Annotated in this window: 15 protein-coding genes; 9 read left to right on the plus strand and 6 right to left on the minus strand. The window is 70.9% G+C overall.

Annotated elements, in window-relative coordinates:
* Window positions 1-4: 4 nt before the first annotated feature.
* The 4 genes from OO70_RS18480 to OO70_RS18495 form a co-directional block, all read right to left on the minus strand.
* Entirely contained in the window at window positions 5-1552 is a 1548-nt protein-coding gene (locus tag OO70_RS18480; RefSeq protein WP_043671731.1) for a Na+/H+ antiporter, read from the minus strand.
* A gap of 20 nt (window positions 1553-1572) precedes the next feature.
* Window positions 1573-1821, minus strand: a complete 249-nt coding sequence (locus OO70_RS18485; RefSeq protein WP_043671734.1) for an Atu4866 domain-containing protein — start codon at window positions 1819-1821, stop codon at window positions 1573-1575.
* 69 nt (window positions 1822-1890) lie between these two features.
* Entirely contained in the window at window positions 1891-3516 is a 1626-nt protein-coding gene (locus OO70_RS18490) for an MFS transporter (protein WP_043671737.1), read from the minus strand.
* Between the two features lie 54 nt (window positions 3517-3570).
* Window positions 3571-5469 carry an amidohydrolase gene (locus OO70_RS18495; RefSeq protein WP_043672751.1) on the minus strand — a complete coding sequence of 633 codons (1899 nt, stop codon included), beginning with the start codon at window positions 5467-5469 and terminating at the stop codon, window positions 3571-3573.
* 172 nt (window positions 5470-5641) lie between these two features.
* Here OO70_RS18495 and OO70_RS18500 point away from each other — a divergent pair, with 172 nt between their 5' ends.
* From OO70_RS18500 to OO70_RS18510, 3 genes are all read left to right on the plus strand, one after another.
* On the plus strand, window positions 5642-6574 hold the full coding sequence (locus tag OO70_RS18500) for a LysR family transcriptional regulator (protein WP_043671740.1): 933 nt from the start codon (window positions 5642-5644) through the stop codon (window positions 6572-6574).
* Between the two features lie 124 nt (window positions 6575-6698).
* Window positions 6699-7442: a YoaK family protein gene (locus OO70_RS18505; RefSeq protein ID WP_043671742.1), complete on the plus strand. Its 744-nt coding sequence runs from the start codon at window positions 6699-6701 to the stop codon at window positions 7440-7442.
* 26 nt (window positions 7443-7468) lie between these two features.
* Window positions 7469-8257, plus strand: a complete 789-nt coding sequence (locus tag OO70_RS18510) for an MIP/aquaporin family protein (protein ID WP_234336864.1) — start codon at window positions 7469-7471, stop codon at window positions 8255-8257.
* 305 nt (window positions 8258-8562) lie between these two features.
* Here OO70_RS18510 and OO70_RS18515 read toward each other — a convergent pair whose 3' ends face one another.
* Window positions 8563-9684, minus strand: a complete 1122-nt coding sequence (locus OO70_RS18515) for a hypothetical protein (protein ID WP_043671748.1) — start codon at window positions 9682-9684, stop codon at window positions 8563-8565.
* A 128-nt stretch (window positions 9685-9812) separates the two neighbouring features.
* Between OO70_RS18515 and OO70_RS18520 the strand changes: the two genes are divergently transcribed.
* From OO70_RS18520 to OO70_RS18545, 6 genes are all read left to right on the plus strand, one after another.
* Window positions 9813-12041 (plus strand): TIR domain-containing protein, encoded by a 2229-nt coding sequence (locus OO70_RS18520; protein ID WP_043671751.1) that lies wholly within the window; start codon window positions 9813-9815, stop codon window positions 12039-12041.
* A complete protein-coding gene (locus OO70_RS18525) occupies window positions 12041-12352 on the plus strand; it encodes a RyR domain-containing protein (protein ID WP_043672754.1) in 312 nt (103 codons plus the stop codon). Before OO70_RS18520 ends, OO70_RS18525 begins: the two co-directional genes overlap by 1 nt.
* Window positions 12353-12364: 12 nt before the next feature.
* Window positions 12365-12895, plus strand: a complete 531-nt coding sequence (locus OO70_RS18530) for a hypothetical protein (protein WP_051741354.1) — start codon at window positions 12365-12367, stop codon at window positions 12893-12895.
* A gap of 127 nt (window positions 12896-13022) precedes the next feature.
* Window positions 13023-14087, plus strand: a complete 1065-nt coding sequence (locus tag OO70_RS18535) for an aromatic ring-hydroxylating dioxygenase subunit alpha (protein WP_043671754.1) — start codon at window positions 13023-13025, stop codon at window positions 14085-14087.
* Window positions 14084-14263: a hypothetical protein gene (locus tag OO70_RS18540; protein ID WP_043671756.1), complete on the plus strand. Its 180-nt coding sequence runs from the start codon at window positions 14084-14086 to the stop codon at window positions 14261-14263. The genes OO70_RS18535 and OO70_RS18540 overlap by 4 nt, the downstream gene beginning before the upstream one ends.
* Window positions 14260-15195 (plus strand): PDR/VanB family oxidoreductase, encoded by a 936-nt coding sequence (locus OO70_RS18545; RefSeq protein WP_043671759.1) that lies wholly within the window; start codon window positions 14260-14262, stop codon window positions 15193-15195. The genes OO70_RS18540 and OO70_RS18545 overlap by 4 nt, the downstream gene beginning before the upstream one ends.
* Here the strand turns inward: OO70_RS18545 and OO70_RS18550 are convergent.
* A complete protein-coding gene (locus tag OO70_RS18550; protein ID WP_043671763.1) occupies window positions 15146-15919 on the minus strand; it encodes an IclR family transcriptional regulator domain-containing protein in 774 nt (257 codons plus the stop codon). The genes OO70_RS18545 and OO70_RS18550 overlap by 50 nt on opposite strands.
* Between the last annotated feature and the right edge of the window lie 96 nt (window positions 15920-16015).

Below are 16015 nucleotides of genomic sequence, written 5' to 3' on the forward strand. Positions count from 1 at the left end.
GTGGTCAGTGCCTGCCCAGACGGATTTCCTCCACGTCGAGCACTTCCTGGACGGTGCGCAGGACGATGTCGTCGATCCGGCCGCTGTCCCGCAGGTCGGTGAGGGTGTCCCGTTTGACCTGGAGCAGGGCGAGTTGGAGGCGTCGTAGGCTCTCGCGGCGGTGCGCGGAGCCAGGCGCCGGGGCCGTGCGGTCCTCGATGTCCTGGAGCAGGCGCAGGGTGTCCTCCTCGGGCACCCCGAACCGGTCCGCGAGCTCCGACAGGGCGTGCAGGGCGGCGCCGCTCAACCGGCAGCGGGCGAGGGTGAGTTCGGCGGTCTTGTCCGCGTCGGCCGGGAAACGGGCCCGGCGGACCACGGCCGGCAGGGTAGGGCCGAGGAGCGTGAGGGTGACGACGATGACGACCGTGGTGATGAACACGACGGCGTCGCGCTGCCCGACGACATGTCCGTCGGCGCTGGTGGCGGGCACGGTCAGCGCGGCGGCCAGCGAGATGGCGCCGCGCATCCCCGCCCAGGCCAGCGGCAGGCGTTGCGGGGCGTTGATCCGGCGGTCCCGTTGCTGGGGACGCCGGTCCAAGGCCCTGACCAGATAGGGCACCGTGTAGAACCAGAGCAGCCGGGTCCCGAGCACGGCGACGCTCACCGCGAGGGCCGCGACGGTCGCCTGCAAGAGGGAGACGGAGGTCAACGCCCTGACAGCGGCGGGTAGTTGGATACCGACCAGGACGAACAGGGCACCGTTGAGCAGGTAACTGGCCACCTCCCAGAAGGCGACGGCCTGGACACGGGCCTCGGACCCGATGACACGCGGCCCGAACCAGGAGGACACCAGACCGCAGACGACGACCGCCAACACACCGGACACCTGCAGGAGTTCGGCGGGCAGATAGGCGAGGAAGGGGGTCGCGACGCTCAGCACGCTGTGCAGCAGCGGCTCGGGCAGCCGACGCCTGACCGGGATCAGGAGCAGGGCGACCGCGACGCCGATCAGGATGCCGCCGCCGTACGACGCGACGAAGGCGAGCGCCGTGCCGGACCAGGAGAACGGGTGCTCGTCGGTGGCGACGTCGATGGTCACGGCGAGCAGGACCAGCGCGGTCCCGTCGTTCAGGAGGCTCTCGGTGCGCAGCACGGTCAGGATGCGGCGCGGCATGGCCCTGGCGACCGCGGCGACGGCCGCCGCGTCCGTCGGAGCGAGGACGGCGCCGAGGACGAAGGCGATCGGCCAGCCGTAGCCCAGCGCGTGGGCCACGGCGGCGACGGCTACGGCGGTGGCCAACACCAGGCCGGTGGACTGGAGCGCGATGCTGCGGAAGTTGTCGCGGATCTCCCGCGCCGAGGACGTCAGCGCCTCCCAGTACAGCAGCGCGGGCAGGAAGAGGAACAGAACGACGTCCGGGGACAGGGCGAACGACGCGAAGGACGGTGTCAGCCCCACGAGCACGCCTGCGGCGAGCAGCAACAGGGGCTCGCTCAGGCCCGTACGCCGCGACAGCCATCCCATCAGCAGGACGGCGACCGCGACGACGACGATCAGTTCGAGGCTGTCCATGGCCGTACCGCCGTACCGGGTTACGCGCGGTACAGGACGAGGTGCTCGTGGAAGAGCACGCCGTCCCGGACGTCACCGGTGGCTGTGAAGCCGGTGTCGTCGACGTAGTCGATGTGGTTGCCGGTGACGGTGTAGCTGCCGGTGTAGGCGCTCTGCCGGTCCCCGCGGGCCTCGTCGTAGCGGCCGTTCGGGAGGAGTTCCTGCCGGATGTGGCCGTCGGCCGTCACCCACATGCCGACGAAGGGGTGCGGAGCTGCGTTCGTGTTCATGCCCCCACGGTCGCGATCGGCCTTACGGGTATCCAGGCCACGCCTCTCCTGGGTGTCCGGCACCCACCCTCAGTGGACCGGTCCTACGGCGGAGGCGTCGAAGGCATGGGTGACTTCGGGGCTCGTGCCCGGCAGGAGCAGGGCGCGGGCGCGATCCTCGAAACTCCGGTCGGTGGTGGTGAGGCGGTTGTGGTGCTGGGCGAGGTGTTCGGCCCAGGAGCCGACGAGGTAGTTCTCGATGAACCGGCCGGGTTCATTGCCGTCCTGGAAGAGCCCCCAGGTGAGGGCGCCGGTGCGGCGCCGGGAGCGGGCCACGTGGTTCATGGCGTCGATGAACGCGGCCCTGTCGTCCGGTGCGACGCGGTAGACGACGGAGACCAGCACCGGGCCGTCGGACGGGCCGGGGACGAAGACCAGGGGCGGGGTGGGCCAGTGGTCGGAGAGGGTGGGGTCGATGCCCTCCATGCCGTAGAGCCGCCACCGGTGAAGGCTGAGCGCGCTCAGCAGCATTACGGCGGTGCCGATGAGGAGGGCGGTGGTCAGACCCAGCCATTGCACCAGGGCGCCCCAGACGGGGGCGGCGAGGGCCTGGCCGCCCTGGAAGACCAGGAGGTAGACGGCGAGTCCGCGGGCCCGGACCCAGCCGGGGAGCCGGGTCTGGATCGCCGCGTTGAGGGTGGACAGGACGCCGATCCAGGCCACTCCGGCGGGCAGCAGCACGAGGACCGCGAGCCAGGTGAGGTGCACGGTGGCGAGGACCAGCAGGACGAGCGCGAACACGAGGGCACCGGCTGCCAAGATGCCGTTGATGCCCAGGTGTTGGCGCAGCCAGGGCAGGGCGAACGCGCCGGCCACCGCGCCGAATCCGACCGCGCCGAGCAGGAGTCCGTAGCCGCCCGACCCCAGTCCGAGGGAGTCGGCGGCGATGAGCGGGAGCAGGGACCACAGGGCCGCCGCGCCGGGGATGAACAGGGCCGTGCGCAGCAGGACGCGGCGGATGCCTGGAGCGTTCCAAACGTAGCGGCGGCCCGCGTACAGGGCGGTCAGGAGCCGTTCCCGCTCGGCTGCGGGGACGGTGGTCCTCGGACGGTGCCACAGGAGCAGTACGGCGGCGATGCCCAGGAACGACAGCGCGTTGAAGCCGAAGACCCAGCCCGCGCCGGCCGCCGCGACCACGACACCGCCGAGCGCCGGGCCGACCGCGCGTGCGAGGTTCATGTTCACCGCGCCCAGCGCGGACGCCTGCCCCAACTGCTCCCGCTCCACCAGCTCCGGCTGGATGGCCTGCCACGACGGCCCCATCAGAGCCGTACCGCAGCCGAGGAGGAAGGTGAGAGCGAGCAGGGGTACGGCCGACAGCGCGTCCGCGAAGGCCAGCACGGTCAGCACTGTTGACACGGCGAACATCGCGACCTGTGCCACCAACAACAACCCCCGCCGGTCGAACCGGTCCGCGAGGACACCCGAGGGCAGCGCCAGCAGCACGATCGGCAGACTCGACGCCGTCTGGACCAGCGTGACCATGGTCGCCCCGTGCCCGAGCAACAGCCACTGGGCGCCGACAGTCTGCATCCAGGTGCCGATGTTCGACACGAACTGGGCGATCCACAGCGCCCGGAACACGGGGCGGGCCAGCGGCGCCCACGCCGAGCCGGCAGATCGCGCGTTGCTCCCCGTCGTCGTACTCGCGCTCATGCTGCTGCTCCTGGAACGAAGTGGGCGGTCGGGAAAGAAGGTACGTCGGGACGATCAGAGGCAGCCGTCCAGCGGGTCGAGCGCACCGCCAAGTTGATGCGGCACGTGCGACAGGTGCGGTACGCGGTCGAAGTCGCCGCGCCCCTCGCGCCAGGCGCGCTGCTCCTCGGAGTCGGCCGCCGCCTCGCCGAACGCACGGGCCTGTCGTACGCCCGTCGCCGCCTGGAAGCCGCCGAAGCGGGCGACCGGGCTCCAGGCGGGGCTGATCTCCGGCAGCGGGGCGGCGATGTTCTCGTAGTCCCCGGCCGCGTGCACGACCTTGCCGCCCGCCACCGTCACCAGTGCCTCGATACGGTCGATGTCCTCGTCGGCGACGGAGAAGTAGTCGGCGGACAGCACGGCCAGGTCGCCGTACTTGCCCTCGGTGATGGTGCCCTTGACGTCGGCCTCGCCGGTGAGGTGCGCGCCCGCGCTGGTGTACATCTCCAGGGCGGTGGAACGGTCCACGCGGTTCTCGACCGGGTAGAGGAGCGTGTCGCCAATGGTGCGGCCGGTCACCAACCAGGACAGCGACAGCCACGGGTTGTAGCTGGAGACGCGGGTGGCGTCGGTGCCAGCGGCGACCAGCAGGCCGGTGTCGCGCATGGCGCGGATGGGGGGCGCTGTCGCGGCGCGCTCGGCGCCGTAGCGGTCGATGAAGGCCTTGCCCTGGAACATCATGCGGTTCTGCACGGAGACGGCTCCGCCGAGGGCCTTGATCCGGTCCAGGCTCTCCTGGCTCACGGTCTCCGCGTGATCGAACAACCACCGCGTCCCGTCCGGGAATCCGCCGTCCGCGGCGATCTTCTCGAAGACGTCGAGGTCCTGGCGGATCGTCTCGTCGTAGGTGGCGTGGAGACGGAATCCCCAGCCGTTGTCGAGGAGGAGTCTGGCCGCCGCTTCGAGCTCTTCCCTTGCGCGGGCGGTGAGTTCGGGGCGGGGTTCGGCGAAGTTCTCGAAGTCGGCCGGGGACCAGGCGAGGTTCTCGCCGGCGCCGTTGCAGCGCAGCCATTCGTCGCCGTCGCCCGGGCTGACCATGCCGATCCAGCGGCGCAGGTCGTCGAGTTCCTGCCCGGCGGTCTGCGGGAACAGGTGATAGGCGATACGGACCGTGAGTTCGCCGCGCGCGGCGAGTTCGGTGACGGCCGCGTAGTTGTCGGGGAAGTTCTGGAAACCGCCGGCGGCGTCGATGGCGCTGGTGATGCCGAAGCGGTTGAGTTCCCTCAAGTAGTGCCGGGTGGAGCCGAGTTGGTCCTCGGAGGCGAGGATCGGCCCCTTGGCGAGGGTGGAGTAGAGCAGTCCGGCGGCGGGCGCGGCGAGCAGCACACCGGTGGGGTTGCCCGCGAAGTCCCGGACGATCTCGCCGCCGGGCGGATTCGGGGTGTCACGGGTGAAGCCGACGGCCTCCAGCGCGGCCCGGTTGAGGATCGCCGACTGGTACAAGTGCATGACGAATACAGGGGTGTTGGTGGCGGCGGCGTTCAACTCGGAGACTGTCGGCAGCCGCTTCTCCGCGAACTGCTCCCCCGTCCAGCCCCCAACCACCCGCACCCACTGCCCCGTTGGCGTCCGCTCGGCCTGCTCCTGCAACATCCGCAGGGCGGTGCGCAACGACCGTACGCCGTCCCAGCGCAGCTCCAGCAGATAGTTCAACCCGCCCCGGATGACGTGCAGATGGGAATCGTTGAGGCCGGGGATCACCCGCCGCCCGAGCGCGTCGACGACACGGGTGGCGGAGCCGATGTGCGGGACGACGGTCGAGTCGTCCCCTACGGCGGTGAAGACACCGTCGGTGATGGCCACCGCGGACGCCGCCGGGCGGGCGGGATCGCCGGTGTGGATACGGGCGTTGCGGACGACGAGCTCGGCGGGGTGCCGGACCCCGTCGTGCGGGCGTATGCCTCCCACGGGCATGGTGGTGCTGCTGGACACGTCGGCTCCTCGGTCGGGTCGATCGACTGGCTGGCGCGCTCGCTGGTTGGCTCGCTGCGCACCTCGACGCTAGGTTTGCGACAATGGATCGGTCCAACACATGGTTCTGCTCGTATTGATCTGCGAGAGAGATGGATAAAGGGATGAGCGCGCGATGGACCTGAGGCACCTGAAGTACTTCCTCGCCGTCGCCGAGACCCGCAACTTCACGCAGGCCGCGGCCAGTTGCTACGTCGCCCAGTCCGCGCTGAGCCAGCAGATCGCGCGGCTGGAGAAGGACGTGGGCGCCCAACTGTTCAGCCGCACCAGCCGTTCCGTACGGCTTACGGCCGCCGGGGAGCTCCTCGAACCGCTGGCCCGGCGCATCCTCGCCGACGTCGACAACGCCAGGGCGGCCCTCGACGCGCTGTCCGGGCTGCGGCGCGGGCGGCTGCGCCTGGGCCTCGTCCAGACGCGCGCCTCCTCCGTCGACCTGGTCGAGGTGATGGCCGACTACCACGCCCGCTACCCGGGCATCGACTTCCATGTGACCAACGCGCCCAGCGCGGAGATGGCCGCGTCGGTCCTGGCCGGGGATCTCGACATCGCGGTCGTAGGCCTTGGACCGCGCCAAGTCCCGGAAGGGCTCGACCACTTCGTCCTGGCCAGCGACCCGCTCGTGCTGATCGTGCCCGCGGGCCACGCGCTGGCCGACGCGGACACCGTCGACCTCGCCGACCTGCCGGAGAGCCACCGGCTCATCCAGTTCACCCGGGGCAGCGGGCTGCGCCGCCAGGTGGAGGCGGCCTTCGCACGCGCCGGGGTGGAACCCGGCCAGCACTTCCAGGTCGGCCAGATCCACGACATGATCCGGCTGGCCGCGCGGGGCATCGGCGTGACGGTCGTACCGCACTCGTCCGTGTTCGACGACTCGGCCCCTCGGGGTGCCGAAGACGCCCGAGGTGTTCTTCCGTACGGCGCCCGCGTGCTGCGTATCGCGGACGAGGCGGCGGTGCACACCATCTGCGTGGTGCACGACAGCAAGCGGCTGGCGCCGGCCGGGGCCGCGTTCCTCGAAGTGGTGGAGCGCCAGGCGATCAAGAGCTAGGCGATCGATCGCTCTGGCAGATCGCTGCGCCCGCATCCATATGTTGGACGAAACGCTCCCTGCGGGGCGACGCTCGAGGAAGAAGCCGGGCGACCGGGAGACCTCCAGCGATGGGAGCAATGCCATGCCTGCCGCACTGCACGACGCGTGGGCCACGGTCGTCCCCGACATGAAGGACCGGCACGGCCCGCTTCCTCCGCTGATGCTCGCGCTGACGGTGGTCACCGGGCTCGTGGACGCGTTCAGCTATCTCGTCCTCGGCCATGTCTTCGTCGCCAACATGACCGGTAACGTCGTCTTCTCCGGCTTCGCGATCGCCGGGGCGGCCGGTTTCTCCCTGGCCGCGTCCCTCGCGGCACTCGCCGCGTTCGCCACGGGCGCGCTGGTCGGCGGCCGGCTCGCCCACGGGGCCGGCTCCCACCGAGGGCGGGTGCTGCACCTGGCGCTGCTGCTGGAGACGACCCTGGTCCTGGCCGCGTACGTCGTCGCCCAGGTCACCGACACCGCCGCCGCGCATGTGAGCACGGTCGTCCAGTACGCCCTGATCGCGCTCCTCGGCCTCGCGATGGGCGTGCAGAACGCCACCGCCCGCGCCCTGGCCGTACCCGACCTGACCACGACCGTACTGACGCTCACCATCACCGGAGTCGCCGCGGACAGCCGTCTCGCGGGCGGCAAGGGCAGCAAGGTCGGGCGCCGGGTGCTCTCCGCCGGAGCGATGTTCGCGGGCGGTCTCGCCGGTGCCGTCGCGGTCCTGCACGGCGGCCCGGCGCTGCCCTTGCTGTTCGCCGCGGTGCTGCTGGTGGCGGCCTCCGTCACCGCGTTCGTACTGACCCGCTCCGACGCCTCGTGGACGAAGCCGCTGTGAACAGAGCCGTCGTGAAGGAAGCCGCCGTGAAGGACACGCCCGCGAGCCTCCCGTGGCAGCGGACGCTCCACTCCGCATTCCTCGAACTCGCCCTCACCGCAGTCATGTTGTTCGTCGTGGCCACCACGGTCCGCTGGCTGCTGGGCACCCTCGCCCCGGCGCACGGCGGCTGGTGGAACACCCCGGAGGGCAGACTCCTCGCGGTGGCCCCCCTCTCCGGCTACACGGTCACCGCCGTCATGCTCTCCCCCTGGGGCCGGGTGACCGGCGGCCACGTCAACCCGGCTATCACCCTCGCGATGTGGCGCTACGGCCGCACACCGGGCCGTGATGTCGCGCCGATCATCGCGGGTCAACTGCTCGGTTCGGTGCTCGGCATCGTGGCCGGACGACTGGTCTGGGGGCCGGTGTTCGCCTCTCCAGCCGTGAACTTCGCCGTCATCCGACCCGCTCCCGGCTGGAGTTGGGCCGCAGTCGCCGCGGTCGAGGCCGCCACGATGTTCGTCATCGTCGCCGTCGCCGGGATCGGCGTCTCCAGCCGCCGACTTGGCCCGTTCACCCCCTGGGCGGTGGGCACGATGATCGCCGCGCAGATCGTCGCCTTCGGTACTTTGTCCGGCGGAATCGCCAACCCTGCACGGGAGTTCGGCCCGGCGCTGCTCTCCGGAGACCTCTCCCTCCTGCCGGCCTATCTCCTCGCTCCGCCGCTCGGGGCGCTCGCGGCGACGATCGTGATCAACCGGACCAACACCCGCCACCGCACCCCCGCACGAACACCGGCCGACCGCGCACCGGCCCCGGCTCCCCACCCGTAGACAAACCCCTTGAACGACCCGAGTTGACCGGCTCGGATCCAGAGCGGCGACTCTGGCAGACCTCTCATTCGCCTCCGGTCGAGCCGCGATGGGGACGCCCACCTCCGACCCCAGAACCCCGCACCCCGCACGCCACACCCCACCCGCGCTACTCCCTGCCGGCTCCACACCCGGCTTCTGCCCCCACCTGAGGCAGCCACAGGCAGCCGGTGACGCGCCAATCGGCCCGAAGACTGTCGCATTTGCTGTCGCCGAGGGGGCGATCAACGCTTGTGCACGGTGCCGCAGTTGGGACGGCGTACCGCTCAGGCGCGCGGGCCGTCAGCGCTTGAGGGCCGGGACGCGCCGGGTGCCAGCGGGTCGGGCGGGGGGACGGACGGCGGGCCCGCCGCGCCGGTGCGCAGCCGCTCGAAGACCAGGTCGAAGGTGAAGCCCGCGGTGAAGCCGAGCGGAATGGTGAAGAACAGCAGTCGGCGCACGTCCAGATGGTCGAGGAGGGTAGGGACGGTCAGCAGCTGGGAAGCGAAGTAGAGCAGAACGGAGACCAGCCCGGCGCCCAGTCCCCGTACCGCCGCGCGCCCCCAACGCACGTCGCTCTCGAAGGAGTTGCGCAGGATCGCGCCCGCGGCCGAGGCCACCAGCGGGGCGCCCACCAGGACCAACAGATCCAGGGCGCCCGCCTCCCGCGACTGCCGGGCCGTCACCAGGGCCGCGAGGGAGACCAGCATGCACACGGCCGCCACGGCGAGCCCCCTGGCCGACCGCCGGGCCGCCGCGCGTTCGTCCCGCGCGCGTTCCGCGAGGGTGCGCAGCCTGCGTTCCCGCTGCCGGAGCAGACAGGCGACCAGCCGGGAGGCGGACGCCGAGGACCAGTTGTCGCCCATCAGGCGGATGTCGGAGTCGTCCGCGTCGTTGCGGACCTTGTCGAAGTTGATCCACACCTGGCCGGCCCCGCCGCCGAACGCCGCCACCGTCACCAGCGGCAGACGCTGCGACAGGGCGACGATCCCGGACACCCTGGTGGACTGGCCGCCCCCCATCAGCAGCACTCCGTCACAGCTCAGCAGGGTGTGGTAGAAGGCCACCTCCCACTCGCCACTGCTGTCGCGGAGGATTTCGAGGCCGGCGTGGGCGTCCGGCGCCAGGCCGAAGTCGACGTCGCTGTGGCGCGGCGGGAAGGCCGCCACCCGGCCGGGCTCCGCCTCGGTGCAGGCGTCCACGTACCCGGCCACGACATCGGTCTCGATGTACTCGGAGCTGCTGGAGAAGACAGCCAGATCGCAGCCGGCCCTGGCTAGTTCTCTGCCCAGCTGCCGACAGGCCTCGGGAGCGAGATCGGTGGCCTTGAGGGGGTGGGAGAAGGTGCGACCGGGGTCGGTGCTGCCGATGACGGCTATGAGAGGACGCGCGGAGTGCGGCGAAGTCATGTAGCAGTCTAGGCAGTTGCCTCTGATGTGTCTCGACTGGTTCAGCGGCTTATCGCCGCATTTTTTGGAGTTCGGGGTGTAGCCGGGGGCGTGCGGGGGGATGGGTGAGCCGACGGTGGGGAGAAGTGATGGCAGGCGTCAACCGGATACCGGCCTATTTCAGTCACAGCTACTGGGCAGAGGACCGGGAGCTGAACGAACACTTCTGGAACCTCTTCTGGAACGAGGGTTTCACCTTCGCGGTCGACCCGAAGACCAATCCCCTCTCGCCCACCCATCTGGAACTGATGATGGATCAGAGCGCCTGCTTCGTCGGCGTGGTGACGCACCGTCAGGAGGAACGCCGGTACCGCGCCTCGCCCTTCATGGTGCACGAGCACGACCTCGCGCTCCAGGCGAGAAAGCCCAGGCTCGTGTTCATGGAGACCGGTGTGTCGGCCGGGTTCTTCCCGGTGGCCGACGAGCAGCGCATCGTGTTCAACCGCCGCCAACTCCCCGCCGCGGACGAGGTGAAGCCCGCGATCGCGCGCCTCACCAGTCGGAGCGGTCCGGACGGCGGCGCCGCCAAAGGACTGCTCGGCACAGTCGGACTGATCCTGCCCGACGACCCCGCGTACCGGGCCGCCGAGCCGCTCATCCGGCGGGCGGTCGAGGACGTCGGATACCGCGCCCGCACCATCAGCCTCGAGTTCGAGGATCTCTTCGAGTTCCTGCTCGCCGTCGACGGATGCGACTTCGTCGTCGTCGACGTCGCCTCCCCGCACGCGGTGCCCTGGGTCTTCCCGGAGTTGAGCGGCCGCTTCCGGCCGACCCTCAAACTGATCCACGATCCACCCGACGGCCGGTACGTGCCGCAGCCGTCGAAGCTGGTGAGCGGAGCCGCCCTCCGGGCGGCCGAACCGGCGGACCGCATCACGGTCCGCTGGAGCCACCCGGAGGAACTCGCCGGCCGGGTTCAGGACCTGGTGGCCCGGTTCTACCAACCACGGCTGGAGTTCGAGACCTACGAGGAGGGCGTCGGATACTTCCGCAGCCTCGGGCGCGCCCAGGGCAGCATCTTCCTCAGCAATGCCCGCGGGGACGACGCGCTGGCTCAGCGCATCGGCCGCAGCCTCGAACTGCAGAACCTGTCGTACTTCCACTACCTGCGCCGCAACACCATCGAGCTCGGTGCCGACTGGCGCAGCCAGCTGTACGCGAACGTGGCCGCATGCCGGATGTTCCTGCCGCTCATCAGCCGGCACTACTGGGAGAGCGAGTACTGCAGGGAGGAGTACGACATCGCCGAACGGCTGCGCGCCGACGGCCGGCTGGTGATCCTGCCTTACTTCCTCGGCCCCGGAGTGGCACGGAAGGTCAGCTTCCAGGGCCGGGCCGTCGGCCATCTGTCCCAGGACGAACAGGTCGCGGTCATCAGCCGTGACGTGGACAACGAGTTCGTCGAGCGCCGCCGGCTGGAGGACCGCGGCGTCACGGCCGGGGAGCGGGGTGCCGCGGCCCGCACGTCCACCCCGGGACGCCGGTGCGACATCGCGCTCGTCACGCTCCTGCCCGAGGCCCACGACTCGCTGCGCCGGCATCTGGAGACCTCCGGCGCGCACACCGAGACCGCGCTGCACGGCACCGGATGCGCATGGCTGCGCACCAGCGTCCGGGCCGTGGGCCGCAGCAGCGCCTACGAGGTGGTGGTGGCCCAGCCCTGCGCCGACCGCGACGGGGTCGGCAACGCCGTCGCCGCCACGATCGAGGAGTACCAGCCCGAGACGGTGGTCTTCGTCGGAGCCTGCTGTGCCATCGTCCCCGACCTCGTGCCCGGCGACGTGGTGATCTCCAACCGGCTGCACGGCTACACGTACGACGAACTGGAACAGAGCTGCCGGCCCCGCCCCGACCGCAGCCACCCGGCGCACGAAGGGGTGGCCGCGCTCGGTGAGAGTATGCGCCGCAACTACACCTACTGGACCGAGAAGGTGTACGAGCAGCCTCCCGGCGGCCCCCGGAACACCGGACCGCGTGTCGTGGTCGGCCCGATCGCCTCGGGGGACGCGTCCGTCGGCGGCAGCGGGGACCCGGCCCTGCGGCCGGTGATCGACGCCTGGCCGGGGCTGGCCGCCGTCGAGCTCGGGGGTGCGGACGCGGCGGGTGCCGTCACCCAGACCCGCAGGGGCGGCCGGACCCATGTGTCGTTCTCGACGGTGTGCGCGGTGGCCGGCACCGCCACCGAGGGCATCTCCGTCAACTCGGCGCGGCCGGAGCTGGAGAAGGCCTGGAAGCAGTACGCAGCCGACGTGGCCGCCACCCTGATCCTGGAGGCGATCCGGTTGGCATGGCCCAGTCCGCCCAGGAGAGACGGATGATGCGACGGAACAGGCGGCAGCCCTGGACGCCCCCACCTCCCGGCACCGTGGACGTGAAGGTCCCCGACAGCCTGCACGCCCTGATCGAGATCCTCGCCGAGGAGGCCCACGACAACTGGGCCCGGCAACGTCTGTCCGAGGGCTGGCGGTACGGGCGCCGGTTGAGCCGGCGACGCAAGAGGCACCCCCTGCTGGTGCCGTACTCCGCGCTCACCCATGCGGAGCAGGAGGCGGACCGGGTGGTCGCCATGGGGTCGGTGAAGGTGATCCTCCGTCACGGGTACACCCTCCAGGAGCCCACCGGCCCGTGAAAGGGGCGCTCCATGACGACCATCGCGGTGACCGGGCACATCGACCTGACGGAGAAGACCTCCGCCCTGGTGCGCACCGCCCTGGACGAACTGCTGCGGGGCTACGCCGCCGACGGGGAACTGGTCGGGGTCTCCTGTCTCGCCAGGGGCGCCGACTCCGTCTTCGCGGAGGCCGTGCTCGCCGTCGGCGGCCGGCTGGCCGTCGTCATCCCCTCCCGGGACTACCGGCACGCCCGGGTGCGACCCGAACACGCGCCCGTGTTCGACCGTCTGGTCAAGGCCGCCCACGACATCGTCGTCCTGCCGATAGAGTCCGCCGGCCGGCACGCGTACGAGGCGGCGAACAGCGTCCTCGTGGAACGTGCCGACCGGCTCGTCGCCGTCTGGGACGGCACTCCGCCCACCGGCAGAGGAGGCGGCACCGCCGACACCGTGCTCGAAGCCCGGGCGGCGGGGATCCCTGTCGACGTGGTGTGGCCCGACGGGGCCGAGCGCACCCGCCAGGAGCACCACCAGGGCGCCCCCGGCGGGTGCGCGGGCTGACCAGCTCTTCGCGGAAGTCCTTCCGTCTGGCAGAAGCCGTCTTGCCGAGCCGCCGCCCGCGTCAGGACGCTGAACCCAACCACGGCACCCGGGGCGACGAAGCCCCGCCGACAGGGACGGGACCTCCATGCCGCACACAACCGCCTTCGCCAGGAACCAGTGGTACGTCGCCGCCTACAGCCACGAGGTCGGCCGCGACCTGCTCGGCCGGACGATCCTCGGCGAACCCCTCGTCTTCTACCGCACCGAGGACGACGGCACCGCCGTAGCGCTGCACGACCGGTGTGTGCACCGCAGGTTCCCGCTCTCCGAGAGCCGTCTCGACGGGGACCGGATCGTGTGCGGCTACCACGGCTTCACCTACGACACGACGGGCACCTGCGTGTACGTGCCGGGACAGAAACGCATCCCCCGCACCGCCCGCGTCGCCTCGTACCCGGTGGTCGAGCAGGACGCCCTGGTCTGGGTGTGGATCGGCGACCCGGCGCTCGCCGACCCGCAGGTCATCCCCCGGGCCCCGCACCTCGCCTCCCCCGACTGGGTCACCGTCAGCGGCATGGAGCCGATCGACGCCGACTACGGCCTCCTCGTCGACAACCTCCTCGACCTCTCCCACGAGACGTATCTGCACGGCGGTTACATCGGCTCCCCCGAGGTCGCCGAGACACCGATCACCACGGAGGTCGACGAGGGCGCCGGCGTCGTACGGGTGAGCCGGCACATGGCCGACGCCGAGTGCCCGCCGTTCTACGCCAAGTCCACTGGAATACAAGGGCGGATCACCCGCTGGCAGGACATCGAGTACCACGCGCCCTGCCTGTATCTGCTGCACAGCCGCATCGCCCCGGTCGGCGTCCTCCCCGAGGCGGACGGCAGCGACCCGAACGGCTTCCACACCGAGATCACCTACGCCATCACGCCCTCCTCGGACGGCAAGGTGTACGACTTCTGGGCGGTCTCGCGCGACTGGGCCACGGACGACGCCGAGGTCACCGAGTTCCTGCGGGGCAACAACCACACCGTGGTCATGCAGGACGTGGACGCGCTCAACCTCCTTCAGAAGACGCTGGGTTCGGAGCGCGGCGGCTACCAGGAGCTGAGCATCAACATCGACACCGGCGGCCTCGCCGCCCGCCGTATCCTCGCCCGGCTGGTCGAGGAGGGCGCCAAGCCCGTGGAGAAGGTCCAGTGACCGCTCCGACCGGCGAGGTCTACCGCATCGACTGGCTGCCGGGCACCGACATCCTGCACGGCACCTGCCACTGCGGCCGCGAGCACACCTCCCAGGACCCGATCGAGATGTGGGAGTGGATGCTCGCCCACCCCCGCGGCCACGCGCTCGACGAGCCGCAGGGAGCCGGCACATGACCACCTACGATGCCGAACTCGTCGTAGCAACAAGGGAGTTCGCAGCCGACGGCGTGCTCGCCCTCACGCTGCGGCATCCGCTCGGCGAGCAACTCCCGTCCTGGGAACCGGGCGCCCACATCGACGTCGTGCTCGGCCCTGACCTAGAGCGCCAGTACTCACTGTGCGGCGACCCGGCGGACCGTACCGCGTGGCAGATCGCGGTGCTGCGGGAACCGGACGGACGGGGTGGATCGGCTTACGCGCACGAGCAGTTGGGGCAGGGCGACAAGGTGCGGGTGCGCGGGCCGCGCAACCACTTCCGCCTGGAGCCCGCCCCCCGCTACCGCTTCGTCGCGGGCGGCATCGGCATCACGCCCATCCTCCCGATGCTGGCCGCCGCGGAGGCAGCGGGCGCCGAGTGGAGCCTGCTCTACGGCGGTCGCACCCGCAACTCCATAGCCTTCACCGATGAGTTGAGCCGCTACGGCGACCGTGTCACCGTCGCTCCGCAGGACGAGGTCGGACTGCTCGACCTGCCGTCCGTCCTGGACGACGTGCCCGAGGGCACCCTCGTCTACTGCTGCGGTCCGGGGCCGTTGCTCGACGCGGTGGAAGCGCGGTGTCCGGGTGGCATCCTGCGCGTGGAGCGGTTCCAGCCGAAGGCCCAACAGGCGGGCGCCGACAGTGAGTTCGAGGTCGTGCTGGAGCAGAGCGGCAGGACGGTCACCGTCCCGGTGGGGGTGTCCGTGCTCGACACCGTGCGGGCCGCCGGTGTCGAGGTGCTCTTCTCCTGCACCGAGGGCACCTGCGGGACCTGTGAGACCGATGTCCTCGAAGGCACCCCGGACCACCGGGACTCGGTGCTGAGCGAGGAGGAGCGGGCGGCCGGCGAGACCATGCTCATCTGTGTCTCGCGCTGCCTGGGGAAGCGGCTCGTGCTCGATCTGTGATCCGCAGATCGTCGTCGATCCGCGCCACCGCCGCCAGCAACTGAGGCAGCAGGTCCTGCCGTACGGCATCGGCGGAGTGCCGGCCGGCGGGCACTGCGACACTCACGCCGGCCACCACCACGCCGTCCCGGTCCCGCACCGGGACGGCGATCGTTCTGAGGCCCTCCTCCAGTTCCTCGTCGACGAGTGCGTACCCCTCGTGCCGGATCCGGCGAAGTTCCTTGCGCAGCAGGTCGGTTGGCGCTCGGGCGTCGAGTTCCTCGTCAGGTAACTGGGCCAGGAGCACCCGGCCCGCGGCGGTGGCGCGGGCGGGGTGGCGGGTGCCCACGGTGATCGTGGCGGCCAGGATGCGGCGGGCCGGGAGACAGACGACATGGACGACGTCGTCGCCGTCCAGGACGCACAGGGACGCCGACTCCCCTGTGCGCGCGACGAGTTGCTCCAGATGAGGGGCGACGATCTGCGGCAGGGTGGAGCCCGCGAGGTAGGAGTAGCCGAGTTCCAGGACGCGCGGGGTGAGCCGGAAGAGGCGCCCGTCGGACTGGACGTAGCCGAGGTCGGCCAGGGTCAGCAGCAGCCGGCGGGCGGCGGCGCGGGTCAGCTCGCAGGCGCGGGCCACCTCGCTGAGCGTACGGGCGGGATGCTCGGCGTCGAAGGAGCGGATGACGGCGAGGCCGCGCTCGAAGGACCTCACGAAGTGCGGTGCGCGGACTGCCGCAGGCATCGTCGCCTCCAGACGGACGCACGGAGTGCGCTCCGGGAGCACGGTAGAAGCGCATTTCGATAACTGTCAACAATTTTGTTAGCCAAACCATTGACC

Origin of the sequence: Streptomyces xylophagus (genome assembly GCF_000716435.1) — a bacterium.
GTDB classification, from domain to species: Bacteria; Actinomycetota; Actinomycetes; order Streptomycetales; family Streptomycetaceae; genus Streptomyces; species Streptomyces xylophagus.